General features: G+C 56.7%; 19 protein-coding genes. 10 read left to right on the forward strand and 9 right to left on the reverse strand.

Features of this window, described 5'->3' with window-relative positions:
• Positions 1-161 precede the first annotated feature (161 nt).
• From VEG30_17110 to VEG30_17130, 5 genes are all read left to right on the forward strand, one after another.
• The gene (locus VEG30_17110; GenBank protein ID HXZ81651.1) at positions 162-1,673 is read left to right on the forward strand and encodes an aldehyde dehydrogenase family protein; all 1,512 of its coding nucleotides are present in this window, start codon (positions 162-164) and stop codon (positions 1,671-1,673) included.
• 83 nt (positions 1,674-1,756) lie between these two features.
• Positions 1,757-1,972, forward strand: coding sequence for a hypothetical protein (locus tag VEG30_17115; GenBank protein ID HXZ81652.1), 216 nt, complete (start codon positions 1,757-1,759; stop codon positions 1,970-1,972).
• Positions 1,969-2,391 carry a hypothetical protein gene (locus tag VEG30_17120; GenBank protein HXZ81653.1) on the forward strand — a complete coding sequence of 141 codons (423 nt, stop codon included), beginning with the start codon at positions 1,969-1,971 and terminating at the stop codon, positions 2,389-2,391. Before VEG30_17115 ends, VEG30_17120 begins: the two co-directional genes overlap by 4 nt.
• Before the next feature lie 51 nt (positions 2,392-2,442).
• Complete coding sequence (locus VEG30_17125; GenBank protein HXZ81654.1) at positions 2,443-3,660, forward strand: aminotransferase class I/II-fold pyridoxal phosphate-dependent enzyme; 1,218 nt, start codon at positions 2,443-2,445, stop codon at positions 3,658-3,660.
• Positions 3,661-3,736: 76 nt separating this feature from the next.
• Positions 3,737-4,459 (forward strand): CpsB/CapC family capsule biosynthesis tyrosine phosphatase, encoded by a 723-nt coding sequence (locus VEG30_17130; protein HXZ81655.1) that lies wholly within the window; start codon positions 3,737-3,739, stop codon positions 4,457-4,459.
• A 51-nt stretch (positions 4,460-4,510) separates the two neighbouring features.
• On the opposite strand, the gene VEG30_17135 is transcribed toward VEG30_17130, so the two are convergent.
• From VEG30_17135 to VEG30_17145, 3 genes are all read right to left on the reverse strand, one after another.
• On the reverse strand, positions 4,511-5,101 hold the full coding sequence (locus VEG30_17135) for a peptidoglycan-binding domain-containing protein (GenBank protein HXZ81656.1): 591 nt from the start codon (positions 5,099-5,101) through the stop codon (positions 4,511-4,513).
• A gap of 165 nt (positions 5,102-5,266) precedes the next feature.
• Positions 5,267-6,850 (reverse strand): Do family serine endopeptidase, encoded by a 1,584-nt coding sequence (locus VEG30_17140; protein HXZ81657.1) that lies wholly within the window; start codon positions 6,848-6,850, stop codon positions 5,267-5,269.
• Between the two features lie 97 nt (positions 6,851-6,947).
• Positions 6,948-7,925 carry a DMT family transporter gene (locus VEG30_17145; GenBank protein ID HXZ81658.1) on the reverse strand — a complete coding sequence of 326 codons (978 nt, stop codon included), beginning with the start codon at positions 7,923-7,925 and terminating at the stop codon, positions 6,948-6,950.
• 195 nt (positions 7,926-8,120) lie between these two features.
• Here VEG30_17145 and VEG30_17150 point away from each other — a divergent pair, with 195 nt between their 5' ends.
• The 4 genes from VEG30_17150 to VEG30_17165 all read left to right on the forward strand — a co-directional run bounded on the left by VEG30_17150 (position 8,121) and on the right by VEG30_17165 (position 12,016).
• Positions 8,121-8,807 carry a hypothetical protein gene (locus VEG30_17150; GenBank protein ID HXZ81659.1) on the forward strand — a complete coding sequence of 229 codons (687 nt, stop codon included), beginning with the start codon at positions 8,121-8,123 and terminating at the stop codon, positions 8,805-8,807.
• A 112-nt stretch (positions 8,808-8,919) separates the two neighbouring features.
• The gene (locus tag VEG30_17155; protein HXZ81660.1) at positions 8,920-9,282 is read left to right on the forward strand and encodes a DUF485 domain-containing protein; all 363 of its coding nucleotides are present in this window, start codon (positions 8,920-8,922) and stop codon (positions 9,280-9,282) included.
• On the forward strand, positions 9,279-10,817 hold the full coding sequence (locus VEG30_17160; GenBank protein ID HXZ81661.1) for a hypothetical protein: 1,539 nt from the start codon (positions 9,279-9,281) through the stop codon (positions 10,815-10,817). Before VEG30_17155 ends, VEG30_17160 begins: the two co-directional genes overlap by 4 nt.
• Positions 10,818-10,912: 95 nt before the next feature.
• A complete protein-coding gene (locus VEG30_17165) occupies positions 10,913-12,016 on the forward strand; it encodes a carbon-nitrogen hydrolase family protein (protein HXZ81662.1) in 1,104 nt (367 codons plus the stop codon).
• Between the two features lie 118 nt (positions 12,017-12,134).
• On the opposite strand, the gene VEG30_17170 is transcribed toward VEG30_17165, so the two are convergent.
• Positions 12,135-12,512, reverse strand: a complete 378-nt coding sequence (locus VEG30_17170) for a hypothetical protein (GenBank protein ID HXZ81663.1) — start codon at positions 12,510-12,512, stop codon at positions 12,135-12,137.
• Between the two features lie 238 nt (positions 12,513-12,750).
• On the opposite strand from VEG30_17170, the gene VEG30_17175 reads away from it, so the two are divergent.
• Positions 12,751-13,746, forward strand: a complete 996-nt coding sequence (locus tag VEG30_17175) for a radical SAM protein (GenBank protein HXZ81664.1) — start codon at positions 12,751-12,753, stop codon at positions 13,744-13,746.
• A 76-nt stretch (positions 13,747-13,822) separates the two neighbouring features.
• Here the strand turns inward: VEG30_17175 and VEG30_17180 are convergent, their stop codons facing one another.
• From VEG30_17180 to VEG30_17200, 5 genes are all read right to left on the reverse strand, one after another.
• A complete protein-coding gene (locus VEG30_17180; protein ID HXZ81665.1) occupies positions 13,823-14,797 on the reverse strand; it encodes a hypothetical protein in 975 nt (324 codons plus the stop codon).
• A 5-nt stretch (positions 14,798-14,802) separates the two neighbouring features.
• A complete protein-coding gene (locus VEG30_17185) occupies positions 14,803-15,441 on the reverse strand; it encodes a hypothetical protein (GenBank protein ID HXZ81666.1) in 639 nt (212 codons plus the stop codon).
• 62 nt (positions 15,442-15,503) lie between these two features.
• Entirely contained in the window at positions 15,504-15,866 is a 363-nt protein-coding gene (locus VEG30_17190) for a spore germination protein GerW family protein (GenBank protein HXZ81667.1), read from the reverse strand.
• A 48-nt stretch (positions 15,867-15,914) separates the two neighbouring features.
• On the reverse strand, positions 15,915-16,610 hold the full coding sequence (locus VEG30_17195; protein ID HXZ81668.1) for an EcsC family protein: 696 nt from the start codon (positions 16,608-16,610) through the stop codon (positions 15,915-15,917).
• A 64-nt stretch (positions 16,611-16,674) separates the two neighbouring features.
• Positions 16,675-18,153 (reverse strand): PLP-dependent aminotransferase family protein, encoded by a 1,479-nt coding sequence (locus VEG30_17200; GenBank protein ID HXZ81669.1) that lies wholly within the window; start codon positions 18,151-18,153, stop codon positions 16,675-16,677.
• Positions 18,154-18,377: the final 224 nt, after the last annotated feature.

Below are 18,377 nucleotides of genomic sequence, written 5' to 3' on the forward strand. Positions count from 1 at the left end.
AATCGATGTCTGGCCGAAAAGGGCGGCCCAGAGCGCGCCCCGTGAATTTCTTTCCGAAATTGCACGTTCCCGGATGTGGAAACCTATACTCCCGCAGACTTGCCTGCGGCCAGAGCGCGCGTCTAGGATGAACCTTGTTATTTTGGGAATGGAGGAGTGCCATGGCGACCGAGGCAGTGCGTGTAACCACGATTTTCAAGAACCTGATCGATGGTGAGTGGGTCGAAGCCAGCACAGGTGAGACGTTTGAAGACATCAATCCTGCCGATACGCGCGAAATCGTCGGGGTTTTTCAGAAGTCTGGCAAGGCCGACGTGGACGCTGCGGTCGATGCCGCCAAACGCGCGTTTTCCAAGTGGCGCCTGGTGCCTGCTCCTCGGCGTGCCGAGATTGTTTACCGCGCCGCGGAGATCCTCCTCGAACGTAAAGAAGACTACGCTCGCGACATGACCCGCGAGATGGGGAAGATCCTGAATGAGACTCGGGGCGATGTGCAGGAGGCGATCGATACTGCGTACTACATGGCGGGTGAGGGTCGTCGCATGTTCGGCGTCACCGTGCCCTCAGAGCTTCCTGACAAGTACGCTATGGCGGTCCGCCAACCCCTGGGAGTATGTGCCATGATCACTCCCTGGAATTTTCCCATGGCCATTCCTTCCTGGAAGTTGCTGCCGGCGATCGTCGCGGGGAACACCTGCATCATCAAGCCGGCGCAGGATACACCGCTTTCCGTGTTCAACCTGGTTCAGGCGTTGTTGGATGCCGGTCTGCCTCGCGGCGTGGTGAACATTGTTACCGGGTTTGGCTCGCGGATCGGTGGTCCGTTGACTGAAAATCCCGAAATCCGCGCGGTATCGCTAACCGGCTCGACCGACGTTGGCCGCGTCGTGGGCGAAGCTGCCGCTCGCACTTTCAAGCGCTGCTCTCTGGAACTCGGCGGCAAGAATCCCATGATCGTCCTTGATGATGCCAACCTTGAGCTCGCGCTCGATGGCGCGCTATGGGGAGCTTTCGGCACCACCGGCCAGCGCTGCACGGCTACCAGCCGCATCATCGTGCAGAAAGGTGTCTACGGCGATTTTGTAAGTCGTCTGGTCGATCGCGCCAAGAGGTTGAAGGTCGGCAATGGCCTTGACGAGTCGGTAGAAATGGGTCCTGCCATCAACAAGGCGCAACTGGAAACCGACTTGAGTTACGTCGAGATCGGAAAGTCAGAGGGAGCGAAGCTGCTGTGCGGCGGCAACCGGCTCGACAGCGGTGTTCACAAACATGGGTGGTTTTTGGAGCCTACTGTGTTTGGCGATGTCGATCCCAAAATGCGCATCGCGCAAGAAGAAGTCTTTGGTCCAGTCGTGTCGGTTATTGCATGCCGCGATCTTGCGCACGCCATCGAGATTGCTAACGACATCAAGTACGGCCTCTCCTCGGCGCTCTATACCAAGGACGTGAACCGCGCATTCAGCGCCATTCGTGACCTTGACGCGGGGATTACCTATATCAACGCTCCAACCATTGGAGCGGAAGTCCACCTGCCATTCGGGGGAGTCAAGGAAACCGGCAACGGGCACCGTGAAGGCGGCTTGGGCGCGATCGACTTCTATACCGAGTGGAAGTCGGTATACGTGGATTTTTCCGACAAGCTGCAGAAAGCGCAGATCGACCGGCCGGAGTAGAGGGTCGGAAAATCCCAACTGCGGCCTTGCGCACTCTCCGACCGGAAGGGCAGTTTAACTCGTTTGTGTTACAATTTTGTGAGATGAGTCAGACAATCACCATCCGTCTTACGAAAGATCTTGCTGCTTGGCTGGAGAGAGTCTCTCGAACCACCGGACTTCCCGTCGGCAGGATCATCCGTGAGCACCTGGAAAAGGCTCGATCCGCGGGCGAGAAAGCTCGGCTGGTGCAGTTTGCCGGCAAGCTGAAGGGGCGGCCTCCCGACCTCTCCCAGCGCAAGGGATTTTCCAGCCGATGAAGGTCATTGCCGATACTGGCTTTATTGTTGCCCTGGGAAGCGACAACGACGTTCATCATCGCTGGGCCACCGAAGTAGCAAAGCAGGTAACAGAGCCGGCACTGTCATGTGAAGCCGTCCTCGCGGAAACTGCCTTCCAGTTGAAATCGGTTGGCTATGTGCTGGCACTACTTGACCGCGGGGTCCTGCAGGTCGCATTCGACTTTCCTGCTAATCTCAAACAATTGAGGGGTCTGGCGGAGAAGTACGAGGATCGCAATCCTGACCTGGCCGATCTCTGCCTGATCCGCATGAGCGAGTTGTATCCCAGCCACACTGTCCTCACGGTGGACGAGAGCAATTTCCGTGTCTATCGGCGCAACAAACGCGAAGTCATTCCTATTCTGTCTCCTCGCGGTGCTTCTGGCATTCGTGACTGACACGCCTCACTCCGGCATGCCACAATAATTGCGAATATCGAGGCGCTCGACATGCCAACTCCTGCCGTCACCGCCACTCGCGAGATCACCCCGGCTTCTTGCCTGGTGAACGTGCGCTACGCCATCCGCGACCTTGCGGTTCTCGCCGATGAGGTTGCGAAAACCGGGAAGAAGATCCTGCCGCTGAACATTGGCGATCCGCTGAAGTTCGACTTTCAGACCCCGCCGCACTTGATTCAAGCCGTGCACAAAGCCATGCACGATGGGATGAATGGCTACGCACCTTCCTCGGGAGTCACCGAAGCCCTCGAGGCGATTCGTGGGGAGGCAGACCGCAAGGGCATCCGCAATGTGCTCGACGTATTCATCACTACAGGCGTCAGTGAAGCTGTCGATATCTGCCTAAGCGCACTGCTCAACCCGGGTGAGTCTGTGCTGACGCCGAGTCCTGAATACCCGCTCTACTCAGCCGTGCTGGCCAAACTGGAGATGCCGCTCTGCCCTTATGATCTAGATGAAGACCATAACTGGCAGCCAGACTTCGAGCAAATCGAGCGCCAGATCACAGCGCGAACCCGCGGTATCGTTGTTATCAATCCCAACAATCCCACCGGCGCACTTTATTCCAGAGATGCGCTTCTGCGAGTCATCGAACTCGCACGCCGGCACAATCTGGTGATCTTTGCGGACGAGATCTACGACAAGTTGGTATTCGATGCCAAGCCACACGTCCCACTGGCCTCACTCGCCAGGGATGTGACGATCGTGACCTTCGGTGGCTTGTCCAAATCCTACCTAGCCCCGGGATGGCGGGTTGGTTGGGGTATCGTCAGCGGAGACAGCGCCGCCAGCAAACAATATGTTGAAGGCATTAACAAACTGCTGCGGGCGCGCCTTTGCGCCAGCCATCCGATGCAGTACGCGATTAGACCCGCATTGGAAGGACCGCAGGATCATCTTCCCGAAGTCAATCGCAAGCTCCGCTCGCGGCGCGATCTGACCATGAAGTGGTGCCGGGAGACGCCCGGGGTCAGCTGCATTCCGCCAGAAGGTGCCTTCTATGCTTTTCCGCGACTAGAGATTCCGGACGACGATCTCGAATTCGTGAGGAAAGTACTCGTCGAAAAGCATGTGTTGCTGGTACATGGCAGCGGCTTCGGTCAGAAACCCGGCAGCAAGCATGTCCGCATTGTTTTCCTGCCCGACGAAGCCACCCTCAGCCGGGCCTATGCTGCTCTGGGCGATTTCATGAGGGAACACTACCGCTAGATGTGCCGTTGTCGCCTGCACCTTCTGTTTATCTGACGGCGCTCTCACTCCTGCAGGCGTGTGATTTAATGCGAATATGGTAGACATTCACTGTCACCTGCTTCCGGGTGTAGACGACGGCGCCACATCCTGGGATGTCTCCGTGGCGATGTGCCGAATGGCAGAACAGGATGGCATTCGACACATCGTTGCCACTCCTCACGCGAATGACGAGTTCTCCTACGATCGGAATACGAATCTCCGGCTGCTCCAGGAGTTGCGGGAAAGAGTGGCCGGCTCGGTGCGCCTCTCCCTGGGATGCGATTTCCATCTCTCCTACGAGAACATCCAGGACGCGATGGCCAATCCCGAACGTTACACCATTGAAGACACGCCCTACCTGTTGGTGGAACTGAGCGAATTCGCGATGCCTCCGGGAATTTCCGATAGCTTGCGCCGCTTTCTCTCGATTGGAATTTCGCCCATCATCACGCATCCCGAGCGCAACCTGATCCTGCAACGCACCCCGGAAAGAATCTTGAAGTGGGTGGATTTGGGCTGTGTGGTTCAGGTTACCGCCTCAGCTTTCATCGGCCGTTGGGGGAAAAGAGCACGCGAGGTAGCGGAGATGCTGCTCAAGCGGCGCGCCATTCATGTGCTCGCCAGCGATGCTCATGGTGTTGACGATCGCCTGCCGATACTTTCGAAAGCACGTGATATGGTCGCTCGCCTGAGCAGTGAAGAAACCGCCAACATGCTGGTGGAACAAAATCCGCAGGCCATTGTTGACGGTGAAGACCTGGCCTGGGGACAAAGATAGAGGTACGCGAAGACGCATTCCGCACAGATTTCCGCGCTGCTCGAATCCGATCTACTGGGAAACAGGTTTAGTCTGCTGAGGGGACTTTGCCGTATCGCTATTGGGATTGCCGCTGCGTTCTCCACCCCCGGGTTGGTAGGGACTGGTTGCCGCAGTCTCGGGATTCAACACCCCAGAGTGATCGGGACCGAGGCCTAACTTAATCAGAGCGCGAGAGTCCGGCAGAACCTTGGTCTGCCACCCGTTATCCCCCTGGAAACGTCGCATCGCGTCTTGCGTACGCACGTCCCAAACTCCGTCGGCCTCCCCACTCAGGTAATGCTGCTTGATGAGTGCCTCCTGGATCTCATGTGTGCGGTCTGACTGAATCCCGTGCTGTCCGTGCTTCTTCCAGGATTTTGCCGACTTTTTCGACTTGCGTGACTTGGAATGGCTGGTGTTGGCGTGATGCGTGGTGCTGGAGTGATGATTTGATGTGGAGGACTTGCTGCTTCCCGATTTAGTGGACTTACTCTGCGGCTTTGACGCGGTCTGAGGATTTTTTGTGCTGGTCTCAGTGCCGGCCGCAGCGCACACCAAGGCAACGAGCACCGAGCCCACCATGAAGAAACGCCTCGATCTCCGGCCTTCGATTTGCAGCAAGCTAATATCCTGGCAGGCCCCGATCTTGCAACCTGCCCTGAATCAGTCATCTACAGTCACTGAAGGTCACATATCCTACAGTAACTGTTACTAGGATGCCAGAAGCATCTTCCCCAGTGCCAGTTCTCGGAAGTACAGCCCGCGGTTACCCCACCTTGGTGATTCTTACTGAAGGGTCCCTCCCAGAAACGCGGTTGCAGCATTGCGTCCACCCCGCGCCGGACGCACCAGAAACACCACGTCATCCCCCTTCTTCAGTTGCTGCTGAATGCGACTGAAGTCGTTGGCGTCATTCACCGCCTGTTTGTTGATCTCTAAAATCACATCGCCGCGCGATAAGCCAACATCATCGGCAAAGCCACCGGGACGTACTTCCGTCACTACCACCCCTTTGGTGGAAGGCAGGTCGAAGCGATCAGCCAGTTCCTTGGTCACGTTTTCTACGCTCAAACCCAGCTTACTCTGCTGAGGCTGAGCCTCTTCGCCTTGTTCCTCTTCAAGACCCAACTGGCCGGCGAAAAGCTTGCTGCGATTGCCTACGGTAACCGTGGTCTCCTGCTTTTTGCCCGCGCGCACGTATCCAACCACAACTTTGGTGCCGGGTTTGCGGCCGGCAATCTCATCCACCAGGTCGTCGCCGGACTTTACGGGCTTGCCGTCTACAGAGATGATGGCGTCACCAACCTTCAAGCCTGCGGCCGCAGCCGGACTGTTGGCCACGACGTCAGAAAGCACAACTCCTTCGCCTCCGCCATAGATGCGGGTAACCGCTGGGTTAGGAACCGCCTGGAACTGCACGCCGATGGATCCGCGGGATACCCTGTGGTCGGGTCCGATCAGGTCGTTATAAACCCTCGCCACCAGATTCGAAGGCAACGCGAATCCCACACCCTCATAGCCCTGGCCTTCGGTCAGAATTGCGGTGTTGATCCCTATGACTTCGCCCGCCATATCGACCAGTGGGCCACCGGAGTTTCCCGGATTGATCGCCGCATCGGTCTGAATGAAATTTTGAAATTGCCGATTGGGAACCACATTGCTGCGGCCTTTCGCGGAGATGATACCCGCCGTCACCGTGTTCTCCAGCGCGAAGGGACTGCCGATGGCAAGCACCCAATCGCCTACTTCTGCACCATCGGAGTTTCCTAATTTGGCAATGGGCAGAGGGCGGCTCACATCGATCTTGACTACGGCTAAATCCGTCTCTTCGTCCGTGCCGATCACCTTGGCCTCATGCGGTTGGGCTCCAGGCGGATCATCTTTCAATTTCACCTGGATGCGGTCCGCTTTGTTCACAACGTGGCGGTTGGTGAGGATGTACCCCTTCGCGTCTACGATTACACCGGAACCTAAGGAACGCTGCCTGATCCCCTGGCCGTCCGGGCCCTGTCCTCCGAAGAAGCGGTCAAAGAAGTCCTGGAAGGGGTTGTCCTCGTCCGGCCCCCCCGGGGAGGGAGAGCGGCGTCGCCGATGCGGGTTCTTGATCGTCGCCTCGGTATTGATGTTGACTACCGCCGGCTCCAATTGCTTGGCAATTTGCGAAAACGCAGTTGATAGCTGCTTCGGAGACGGGATCTGCAGTGGGGTCGCGTCACTCGAGTTCGCGACCTTTTTTTCTTGGCCCTTTACACTGTATGAAATGACGGTGCCAATCAGGATTCCCAGCGCCAGGGTCGCCAAAACCATCAGAACTGAGCCAAAACGATGGGATCTTAGCTTTGCCCAGAAAGCGCTTGCGCGCGGGTTCATAACGTCTTTCCTCCACTTACTCTAAGAACTTTGGAATTATAGCTGGCAGGAATGCTGCCGAGGCTTGGAATCGGAAGATACACTGATCCTCACCCTGTTACTTTAGACGCGATTCGGCGGTAATACGTTTTGCGCTTCCTCCATTTTGTTCTTCAACTATCGAGGTGGAGGGCTCAATCTCACGCTCTGATTCCTCGCAAGGGCTTCTGAGTTCCGAAAGCAGAATCCCAGCCAGGATTAGCGCTGCGCCCAGCGTCGCTCTCAGTCCAAGGCGTTCCCCCAGAACCACATAAGACGTCAGCCCGGCAAACACCGGTTCCAGAACGAAAATGAGGGCGGTTTGAGCCGGCGATGTATATTGCTGCGCCCAGGCCTGCAGCGTAAAGGCCAACACCGTGCAGAGAACGGCGGTAACCGCAATTGCTCCGACTACCCGCGCCGACCAGGTTACATAAGTTTGCCTGGAGAGTGGGACGAGCGCAAACATTAAGATAGCGCAAGCCACGATTTGCAGCACCGAGATCTGCTCGAAGGAAAAGCGCTGCATGGCGCGACCCAAAAAAATAATGTGCAGCGCGAATGACGCCGCACATGCCAGTGTCAGCAGATCGCCGCCATTCACCCTTGACAGATCAAAGCTCCAGGTTCCTCCGCTACCGGCGGGGATGGTCATCAGATACAGGCCAGCCAAGCAAGCCATCACCCCCAATAGCGTCCAGCGGTTGGGAATCCTGCGCCAGCCAATCGCCAGGAAGATGGGCACCAGGATCACGTAGAGACCGGTAATGAACGCTGATTTGGAAGGCGTCGTTATACGCAATCCAGTCGTCTGAAATGTGTAGCCCAGACCGAGAAAGAAACCTACGAGCGAACCGGCACGAAGGGCATCCCAGGAAAGGCTTTTCAAGTGGCGTGCGAAGATCGCCACCAGCAGGCCGGCAGCCAGCACCATCCTCGCGGCATTGAAGAGGAGCGGCGAGATCGAGCCCAGCACACTCTTAACGATCACAAACGTCGCACCCCAGAGAAATGTTATGAACACCAGAAGAAGCTGGGCTTTGGCGGAACGCGACACTGCCTAGACTACCAGAGTGTGATGGAGTGAAGTGCATACTGCACCAAGAACTCACCACCGCTCGTGATGCTGGTCACTGCATGCTCCACGATGTCAGCAGGATGCTGTTGGCGCGTTGAACCTCTACTCCTAGGCCCCCGATCGCGGCCAATATTTGGGCCATCAATTCTCAATTCCAAATCAGGAGGAACATCAATGGTCGACAAGGTGGAAGCAGCACTCCGTCCGCCTGAGTCAGCAATGGTTCCCTATCCCGCAAAGGTCATCGACTTAAAGAGCGGCGAGCGCATGGTTGTACACGAGGTCGAACGGGAGGCGGTGCCTCATCTGCTCGAAGCTGTCAAGCCCCTCATAAGCGTGAACGACGATTACTACGACATCGTTGCCGCCCGCACCTATGCAGAGCTGCTGGGCTGGTACCGCTTTCGCGTAAAAGACGAGTTCTGTCTTGTCGGCACGGTCAATGGCGAGCTTGTCGGCCTCGTGAACAGCCGCAAGCTGACCGATAGGATCGGAATGTCATACCACACTCTCGCATTCCGTCGCGGTGACCGCATTGGCGCTCATCTCTTTGCCGCGAAGATGGAGCACCATCTCGATTTCCTCAAGCAGGAGGAGGTCTGGATAGTTGCCGAGAGTCCCAACGGTCTTCGGCGCTGGATGGAAGAGTATGGACTGATCTTTCGTCCAGAACAGTGGCACGAACTTGGCGGCGGCCCCACCTACGTTCTGACGCGGGAGTTATGGGAGAAGAGGAGAGCCGAGAAATGCAAAGGAACTCGTCCCGTGCCGCGGGAGCTTTTGCAAGCGGCACAGAAGATGTTTCTTCCGCAAACCTATGTGCAGATCCCGAATTTTCGCCGAGTAGCTGCTGCAGCGTAGCGAACTTACCTGCACCCCTGCTCCCCATCGTCGATGCGAATTTTCGTTCAGCCGGCAATGGGTCCGGTAAGGGGTGTCAGGAGCACCGATTCCGAGAAGTGAGGAGCAATCTATGAGCACTGCCGTCCCTAAACTCAAACCCAAACCGGATCTGCGTGTCGTCCCCGACAAATGGGCTGAGGCCTATGAGTCAGCCACCTTCAAGGAGATTTCACGCAAGCGGTTCAGTTTCGTCATTCCAGCGCTGCTATCGTTCAGCGCTGTATTCCTTGTGCTTTGGATCATTCAAAGCATGTTTCCTGCAGTGGCCCGCTATCGCGTTTATGGATATGTGAATGTGAACTTCATTTACACCATGGCGATTTTCCCGTTTGTTTGGATTCTCGGTTTTCTTTTTGTGCGTTACATCCGCAGCAAGGTGTATCCGCTGGAGCGTGAGCTTAACCGTCAATTTGAAAGGGGGCCGAAACAATGAATCATCTGGCTATCGCCCTTTTTCTGGTCTTGATTGCAATCACCCTCTACATAACTTACTGGTCAGCCAAGCGGGTAAAGACCACCACCGACTTTTACGCGGCCGGACGGCAAATCAAAGGTTGGCAGAACGGCCTTGCGATTATTGGCGAATTCCTGACCGCTGCCGCCTTCCTGGGGATCGGAGGCCTGATCTCCTTCTGGGGCGTGGATGGGCAGATCTACTCGATCACCTGGTTCGCCTCATATCTCGTCGTGTTGTTGCTGGTGGCTGAACCGATTCGTAACTCCGGTAAATACACTTTTGCTGACATCGTTTCTTACCGTCTGGACGAGAGGGTCATTCGGCCCTTGGCGGCAGTCAATGCGTTTCTAATCAGTCTGATGTATCTCATCCCGCAGATGGTCGCGGCTGGAGCACTCAGCAAATTGCTATTTGGCGTGCCGGCTTCCACAGGGCTGGTTGTTGTAGGCGTGTTGATGATCATCTACATCACCTTTGGAGGCATGGTGGCAGCCACGTGGATACAGGTGCTCAAGGCCATGATTCTGCTGTGTGGCGCCTATATTCTGGCTTTCCTGGTAATGCGGCAGTTCCACTTCAGTATTAATGCCTTGTTCGCCGCCGTAGCCAATTCCAAGGACCTGGGAACCGCGTGGTTGGAACCTGGACGCTGGCCGATGGTGAAGACACCCATCGAGAGACTGTCGTTGGGCTTCACCCTGCTGTTCGGCACGGCCGCTCTGCCTCATGTGCTGATGCGCTTCTATACCGTACCGACAAAACAGCACGCTCAGGGTAGTGCGATGTGGAGCCTGACCTTCATGATGATGTTCCACATCCTGACCTTCATCTTCGGCTTAGGTGCTGCGGTACTGGTGGGCAACAAAGTCATCAAGGCCCTCGATGCGGGTGGCAACATTGCCGTGCCTCTGCTGGCCAGAACTGTGGCCGGCGGTCCGGGCACATTAAGCGGTGAGCTGTTCATGGCATTCTTGGTAGCGGTCGCGTTCATTACAATCATTGCGGCTACCTCCGGACTCTGCATTGCCGCCTCCAGCGCCTTCTCCTACGACTTCTGGTTCCGCGTGATTAAGCGTGGCCAGCAGGAGCATGCGGGACAGGTTCGCACGGCGCGTCTGGCGGCATTCGCCATTGGCGTCCTTGCCATTCTAGGCGGCTTGGCAGTGCAACATGTGAACGTCGCGTACCTCGCAGGCATGGCATTTGCCATCGCTGCGACGGCAAATTTGCCAACCCTGATCTTCTCTTTGTACTGGAAAGGTCTAACCACGAAGGGCGCCTTCCTGGGCATGTTAGGCGGAGCCCTGGTGGCCGTGCTCTGCGTGGTAACTGGACCGGCAATCATGGGCAAGAATGCCCTCTTCCCACTCAATAACCCAGGTATTGTTTCCGTGCCCATCGGCTTCTTGCTCACGTATCTAGGTTCTGTTTTCACTCAGGACAAAGCATCTGCCGTTAAGTTCCGGGAACTTGCCGTCCGGTCGCGCAGCGGCCTGGGCGCCGAGTCCTGAAGACCAAATCGGAGGCCTCAGTAACGCCACTGTTCGCGAGTCTGACAAATTCCGGCTCCGTACCAGCATCATTAGCACGTCGAAGGAGGACTTTGATGCCAGGCGACAAGTACCCTGTATTTAAAGCTGCCGCTGCGCAGGCGGCACCAGTATTCCTTGACCGGGACGCTACCATTGACAAGATCGCCCAGTTGGTCCCAAAGGCAAAAGAGAAGGGCGCAGATCTGGTGGTCTTCCCGGAATCCTTCATTCCTACCTTTCCCGTGTGGACGATCCTGCACGCACCGATTGATCAGCACGATTACTACAAGCGGCTCTTCGAGAATGCCGTGCTGGTGCCCAGCGCTCGTACTCGAAAATTGGGAGAAATCGCGTGGGCCAACGAGATTTTCCTGTCCGTGGGCTGCACCGAGAAGAGCGACTACAGCATGGGTGCCATGTGGTGTACGCAGCTCTTGTTTGACAGAAAGGGCAAACTCATTAACCGCCATCGGAAGCTGATGCCGACTTGGGCGGAAATGCTCGCCTGGACTCCCGGCGATGCTTCCGATCTGCGTCCCGTGATGACCGAGATTGGCAAGATTGGCACTCTGATTTGCGGTGAGAACACCAATACTCTCGCTCGTTTTTCTTTGCTTGCACAGGGCGAGCAGATCCACATCGCTACTTATCCGCCGGCTTGGCCCTTCCGCCGCAGTGTCGCGGCAGGTGGGTCCTATGACACGAAAGAAATCATCCGCCTACGCTCGGCCGCACATGCCTTTGAAGGCAAGGTGTTTGTGATTGCCTCATCCTCTTCGCTCGACGATGACGCCATCGAGCAGATCTCAGGTGGAGTTCCCGATAACCGGACGCTACTTGAGAATGCCACCAAATCGGCCTCGATGATCGTGGGACCCAATGGACAGGTCATTGGAGAGCCCATCGTCGGCGGCGAGGGCTTTGCCATTGCCGATATCGATGTCAGCGAATCAATCGTCCTGAAAGAAGCGCACGACATCATCGGCCGGTACAACCGGTTCGACGTCTTCCAGCTCCGTGTGAACCAGACTCGAATTAAACCGGTCCGCCTGTACGAGACCGCCAGCACCTTTGAAGACTACGTGCCTTCCCCGTGCGATTACGAAGAACTGACAGACGATGAGGAAGCAGCCGCTGCAAAGAAGGTGAGGGTCCGAGCCGGCTTGGCTGAGAGATAACAGTCTACTCTTGGAATTCGCAACTAACGGGCCGTCGATACGGCGGCCCTTTTTCTCGTCCCTACGCTGGGAAAGCAGACAGAGCCTTCAAGATTGCGCCCCCTCAGGGCAACCTCGCTTAACTCTGCTTCAACGCCGATCGCGCCGCGAACAAGATCAGCACGCTCACAGCAATCAGGATGAGCATGATGCGGTGGTAGAGATCGTTACTGGCGGTCCGCGGTCCCCTGCCTGCAGCCAGAGCTATCATCCCCAAAAAGACACCACACATTGCGATTAGATTGGTAATCAAAGACGTTCCCCAGGAATTCGACCAGCGCCTAACAAGCGCAGTCGCGCCCAGGAAAAGCGAAAGCGCACATATCGATTCCACAATTGCGGCGGGAATAATATGCGGCTCGTGAAATGGCCCAATCGTAAAGCCTACGTGCTGCACCGCTCCGAACACGAAGAGCGCAGCATTGGCGATCATGATTGCAGTAAGCAGATATTTCATAGTCGAAACCCCGGTCAGAACTTCTCATGCGTGCTTGGTACACAGTGCGCACTAACTCCATCGATGTAGCGCCGGCTTTTTCTGTCGCAAGAATGTCGTCACCCCCCCTCAAAAAAAGGATCAATACATTCAATCGCCTCAATGAAGACCATTAGGCGTTTGTGGTATCATAGGCGAATAAAAAGCGAAAGTGGGGCTTTGACCTATGGCTACACTTCCCCTCGTCCTTAAACCCTCAATGAAAGAATCGCAACCGCAAGGTCTGGTGGGAATTGCGCGTCTGGCGGCACAGGGTGAGTCGATTCGTGAGGGGCATGATGTCGAATACTTCACCATCGATACGCGGTCTATCCTGAATCGCTGCAGCGCACCCTACATGCCGTTCAAGTGGACCATCAACCCCTACCGCGGGTGCGAATTTGCCTGCAAGTACTGCTATGCGCGCTACACGCATGAGTTCATGGAGATGCGTAACGGCGAAGACTTCGAACGCAAAATCTATGTTAAGCAGAACGTGGCGGCACAGCTTCGGCGCGACCTGAAGAAGACCAAGCCCGGCGAGATGATCGCCATCGGCACGGCCACTGATCCCTACCAGCCCGCGGAGCGCCGGTATCAGGTGACGCGGGCGATCCTGGAAGAATTCGCTCATCATCTGGGGCTGGAGATCGGTATTGTGACCAAATCAAACCTGGTTCTGCGCGATGTGGATGTGCTGCGGCGAATCGCGGAACATAACCAGATATCCGTAAACATCACCATCACCACGCTTGACACGCAGCTGGCGCGAATTTTGGAACCACGCGCTCCGCGTCCCGACCTGCGGCTGGAGGCGGTGAGGACGCTCAGCCGCTACGGCCTCGAGACCGGAATCAGTTGTGCGCCGGTCATTCCGGGGATCACGGACAGCATGCGCAATCTCGCTCCGCTGGTAGCCGCAGCCAAAGAAGCCGGTGCCAGGCACATCTTCGCTAATCCGCTGTTTCTGAAGCCGTGCTCGGCGGCAGTCTTCCTGCCGTTCCTGGAGAGAGAATTCCCGCAGCTAGTGGAAAGCTATCGCAAGCGATATCAGGAGCGGGCATTCGTTCCCACGGCCTATCGCAAGCGAATATCGCAGATGATGTCGGCACTGAAGAAGAAACATGGGATGCTCTTACGAAGCGAACGCCTTGCGGAGCTAGAAGCGGAAACATCTTTGCCGGCATTGCCGGAGCAGATAGGCCTGTTCGGGTGAGGAGAGTAGTCAGCACTCTGCATCAGTCAGAAGTCAGACTTGTTTAGAAAGGACAAGGTCATGAACCGTTCGGCGACTATTCCCAGCGCCAGAGTTCGAGAGTGTTGTCCTTTGCAGTGGCAACCCAGATCTGATCCTTCGCAACGCCGCAACCAATCACTCCTTTGCCGTCGGAGATGACTTGAGACTTTTCCGTCGCAATGTCCCAATAAAGGATCGGCATCGGCTTAGTCAGACCGGTGGCATCGAAATAGGTCACGATGAGATGCTTTCCATCCGGCGCAGCCGTAATCGAGTCAACTACGCCGGGATGAGAGCCGAGTTTTCGTTTCGTTTTTCCTGTAGCTGGATCGAAGAACAGGATCGCCGGGTCTGCGCCTCCGACGACGGCGTAGTGGCCATCAGGGATGAAGGCCGTGCCAAACGATTCGAGCAGCAGATCCCGATTGCTCGCCAATTTCTTTCCCGAGTTCACGTCATAGAGGCGCACGACGGTATCGCCGTCCGCAGTCAGGAGGAGGTGCGCGTCGGAACTGAAAGCCGCCGACGTCAGCCCGCCGAATTCAGGATGAGTGGTAAGGCGCAGGGCCGGTTCACTTGCGGTATCCCAGACTCGACCGGGAAGATCACCGGCCCCGACCGCGAGTTTGCTTCCGTCAGCGGAGAGCACTAGGGTATCGATTCCCTTTTCCGCAGCTGTCCACTTCTTCGCCACTGAGCCACTCCTGCTGTCTATTAAGCTGACGGCTCCAGCGCGATCTCCGACCGCCAGCCAGCGGCCATCTCCGGAATAGGCAAAGGCGGTGATGCGGCGCTTATCCTGCGCATCGACAGCAAGCAGAACTTGCCCGGAAGGCAGATTGATGAGCCGAAGCTTGTCGTCTCCGGCAAGCACGGCGACCTGCTGCCCGCTTGGCGAGAACTGCACACTGCGCGGAGTGGCAGGCAGGGTAACTCGGGTTGCGCGACGAAGATTTTGCGCCCCGGCGGTCATCGCGAGAGCGACAGCAAATATCAGCAGGATATTTCGCATGCGAAAGCTGTCAGTCATCACTGCTATGCCTTCTCCAGAACTAGTTCGAAATGCACCGAGGCATGCACATCCTTGGGATCGCCCACGAGCATCACTGGACGGACCAATTCGCGGCTGCTGATCAGAGGATCGCGGTTGTAGTTCTTCGCCGGATCACCTTCGAACACGGGATCGGTTGCGAAGTAGAGCTGAGTGATGAGCGGCTTGTGTCCGGGAGCCGTGATCAGGTAATGGACGTGCTGGCAAACGCGGTCGGGATAATGTCCGGGAATGACCGACTCGGCCGCGTAAGCTCCTTTGGAATCGGAGTGCAGAACCGCGCGGTAGCGGTAGCCTTCCAGATCGTAGTGACCAAGATGATCGGTTTGCCAAAGTTCCAGAGTCGCATCGGGCAGGACCTCGCCGCGCATGTTGTACACCACCCCGGAAATTGAGAGCGGCATGCCGGGGTCTCCGGGATGCCGCATTTCGCCCGTATTGGGCGCCAGTCGCTTATAAAACGGACCCAATTCGCAGGCTGGCGTTGGAGACAGATTTCGTTCGTGTTGTTCCCACGCGGCTGCTGCGAGCGACGGCGTCAGCGAACCAGCCAGAGTCACGGCTCCAAAGGCAATGCAGCGTTCCAGCACTTCACGCCGGCTGAGCGAGAATTTGCCGATCATTCTTCACCCCACTAAGCGGGGGGATTGTAGATGATCTGGTCCGTGGTATCCAGCGCTAAGCACTAGCGCGAACGACGTCTTCTGCCAACCATGCTTCCCAGGAAAACGCCAACGGCTGCCGCCAACGCCAGTTTCCTGCGACTTTGGATAGGGATAAACCGAGTGCCCTGGTTTGAGACTTCGATAACCCCAACGGGCACAGCTACAATGCCGCCCCCACCTCCGCCCCCCTCACGGCTGGCGTCTTGGTTGTTCGATTGACCATTGGGTGCCTGCCCGAATCCACCGCCGAAACCGTAACGTATGCGAGCGACCGGAACAATGGTGCGGCCCTCGGCACTGATCGGTTCGCCATAGACGGTCTTGACGTGCGCTGAAGTGCGCAGAGTTTCCTGCAAAGACTGAAAATAGGACTGGATTTCCATGACGGACTCCTGAAAACAAAAGTCAGGAGTATGAAGAGGGAATAGCCTTTACGGTTGCAAGGTGAGCGGAGAATTCACACCTTCTAGTTCAACAGCGCGCATGCGCTCGCGCATCGCGAGATGCTTCTGGCGGAAGTGACGCATGGCACGTTCTCCCCAGACACGAACGAAGTAGTAGTTGAGGCCTGCACCGATAATGGAGCTGGCAAATGGAATTAGACGCGCAGACCACTTTTCAACGAATTCCGTGCTGGCGCGGGCAGCGATTCGTTGGATCACTTTGGGCACAAAACGATTGACCACCTCCTTTTCCAGCAACTCACGGCTGATGTCCACACCGGCGGCGCTGGCAGCGGCGATCCAGAGCTCCGCCACTTCTTCATCGGTATTGAACTGGAAGCCGTAGGTCAGGCTGAGCTTCTCGATCATGCGCAGAGTGATGACCGCGAGGATGCCAAGATCGGGCACCAGGGTCAGAATTCCACCCAATCCAAAACCCGCGCCTTCAGCAGCCGCGATTTTCATGCTGGCGCGAATGGTTCCTGCCGAGATATTGTCGAGCTGATCCAGGGGAACAGAAAAGAGTCCCTGAAAAGTGGTGACTGGCACGCCATGAGCGGCCTGCAAGTGCCAGAGATAATGCTGAGGGTCGACTTTGACGGTCTCGTAAGCTTGCTGAAATCCACGTTTGAGCACAGCTTCGATACGCGAGGTCAGCCAGGGATGCTTCAGTGGTTCGGCCATGAGACGACTCCAGTTTAACTCACACCGGCAGCCTAGCCGTTTGAGAAATAGCGGGTTCGCTCACCTATAGGGTACGGAGAATTTTTGACAAGCGACGTACGCCCTCCTGAATCTCATTCGGACCACAGGCTGCGTAGCCCAGAATCAAACCAGGACGCGGCGCGGGCCGCAGGTAACAGATCGAGAGGGGCATTACCGAAAGTCTTTCCCGCGCCGCCGCCTCAGAAACGGCCACGTCCTGAAATCGTCTCGGAAGCAAACCTACAAGGTGCATGCCTGCGTCGGCTTTGAGGATTTCCAGCAGACCGTCGAGTTCCTTGCCCAGGGCATCAACCAGTGCATTGCGCCGCTGCAGGTAAAGCATCCGCATTTTGCGGAGGTGCCGTGCAAAATGACCTTGTGTGATGAATTCCGCAAGAACGGCCTGGTAAACAGTGGAGGTAAACAGGTCGCTGGCCTCGCGCGCGGCAATGAATGCGGGCACGACGTCTTTGGGAATAACAAGATACCCCAGGCGGAGAGCAGGAAACAGTACCTTGCTAAAAGTTCCGATGTAGATGACTCGCTGACTGAAATCCATTCCCTGTAGAGCGGCAATAGGGCGGCTGGAGAAACGAAACTCGCTGTCATAGTCATCCTCAAGAATCCAGGAGCCGCTACGAGTTGCCCAGTTCAAGAGTTCCAGCCGGCGGGCTGCGCTCATCGTCATCCCCAGGGGATATTGATGTGAAGGAGTCACGTAAACGGCCCGCGGATTCCTGCAACCCCGTATGCCGGCGGCGACATTCAAGCCTTCTTCATCGACCGGAACCGGAACAAGGCGAGCACCTGCGCTTGCCAGCGCCAGCCGGGCCCCGCGGTAGCCGGGCTCTTCCATCCACACGGAAACGCCAGCGTTGAGGAGAACGCGAGATGCGAGTTGCAGACCCTGCTGCGATCCGGTTACCACCATAATCTGGCTCGGATCACAACGCACAGACCGTGAGGTCGCCAGGTACTCGGCAATCGCTTTGCGGAATGGAAGGTAGCCCAGCGGATTGCTGTAATCGAAGAGACTCAGGGAAATTTTTCGCGCGTGCCGCGCAACCAGGCGACCCCAGTCTTCGAACGGAAATTGATGCCACTCGGGCAAACTGACCCGAAATGCGCCACGAATGGGTGCCCATGGTTGTGCTCCTGCCGAAAGCAGAGTTTTGGCGTAGCTGGAAATTTTGCGTGCCGACCGCCTGGCAGAAATTGGCGAATGCACGCGCTGAGGGCGCGACAGATCATCGGGAAGGGAGCACGCGACGAAGGTCCCTGCGCCCACACGGCTATCGATGTAGCCTTCGGCAAGCAACTGCTCAAAAGCATTAAGGATCGGGATCCGCGAGACGTTCAGTTCCGCGGCCAGGGCCCGAGTAGAAGGGAGCCGTGTTCCCGGACGCAGCTGCCGATTGAGGATCGCCTCACGATACCACTCGTAAAGCTGACGATGGAGGGGCGCAGGCGAATTAGGGTCCAGCGCGGTCGGGGCGAACAGCAGCAAAGGTGCGCGCTTCATGGGGGGTGAGCATAATGGTAATACCAGAGTTCGTCAAAATGGCTATTGATCAAGTCCATTATGGGCGGTATCTCTAGGCTTGGTGATGGTTAGCCATGCTTCCAGCCAACCTTCGCAATTGGGAGCGACAGAAGTGACGGGACTCAAGTGGGTCTGCGTGGGGTTTGTTTTCTTGTTTCTCATGGCTCTTGCCGATGCCACCGGCATGGTGCCACGTGAAATGA

Source organism: Terriglobales bacterium, from assembly GCA_035624455.1.
In the GTDB taxonomy this organism is placed as follows: Bacteria; Acidobacteriota; Terriglobia; order Terriglobales; family Acidobacteriaceae; genus DASPRM01.

Coding starts and splice junctions, on each gene's coding strand:
- VEG30_17200 (HXZ81669.1), bottom strand. CDS start 18,153: ATGAAGCGCGCACCTTTGCTGCTGTTCGCCCCGACCGCGCTGGACCCT.
- VEG30_17130 (HXZ81655.1), top strand. CDS start 3,737: ATGGTAGACATTCACTGTCACCTGCTTCCGGGTGTAGACGACGGCGCC.
- VEG30_17115 (HXZ81652.1), top strand. CDS start 1,757: ATGAGTCAGACAATCACCATCCGTCTTACGAAAGATCTTGCTGCTTGG.
- VEG30_17125 (HXZ81654.1), top strand. CDS start 2,443: ATGCCAACTCCTGCCGTCACCGCCACTCGCGAGATCACCCCGGCTTCT.
- VEG30_17185 (HXZ81666.1), bottom strand. CDS start 15,441: ATGATCGGCAAATTCTCGCTCAGCCGGCGTGAAGTGCTGGAACGCTGC.
- VEG30_17190 (HXZ81667.1), bottom strand. CDS start 15,866: ATGGAAATCCAGTCCTATTTTCAGTCTTTGCAGGAAACTCTGCGCACT.
- VEG30_17175 (HXZ81664.1), top strand. CDS start 12,751: ATGAAAGAATCGCAACCGCAAGGTCTGGTGGGAATTGCGCGTCTGGCG.
- VEG30_17110 (HXZ81651.1), top strand. CDS start 162: ATGGCGACCGAGGCAGTGCGTGTAACCACGATTTTCAAGAACCTGATC.
- VEG30_17170 (HXZ81663.1), bottom strand. CDS start 12,512: ATGAAATATCTGCTTACTGCAATCATGATCGCCAATGCTGCGCTCTTC.
- VEG30_17140 (HXZ81657.1), bottom strand. CDS start 6,850: ATGAACCCGCGCGCAAGCGCTTTCTGGGCAAAGCTAAGATCCCATCGT.
- VEG30_17150 (HXZ81659.1), top strand. CDS start 8,121: ATGGTCGACAAGGTGGAAGCAGCACTCCGTCCGCCTGAGTCAGCAATG.
- VEG30_17120 (HXZ81653.1), top strand. CDS start 1,969: ATGAAGGTCATTGCCGATACTGGCTTTATTGTTGCCCTGGGAAGCGAC.
- VEG30_17195 (HXZ81668.1), bottom strand. CDS start 16,610: ATGGCCGAACCACTGAAGCATCCCTGGCTGACCTCGCGTATCGAAGCT.
- VEG30_17160 (HXZ81661.1), top strand. CDS start 9,279: ATGAATCATCTGGCTATCGCCCTTTTTCTGGTCTTGATTGCAATCACC.
- VEG30_17155 (HXZ81660.1), top strand. CDS start 8,920: ATGAGCACTGCCGTCCCTAAACTCAAACCCAAACCGGATCTGCGTGTC.
- VEG30_17165 (HXZ81662.1), top strand. CDS start 10,913: ATGCCAGGCGACAAGTACCCTGTATTTAAAGCTGCCGCTGCGCAGGCG.
- VEG30_17180 (HXZ81665.1), bottom strand. CDS start 14,797: ATGACTGACAGCTTTCGCATGCGAAATATCCTGCTGATATTTGCTGTC.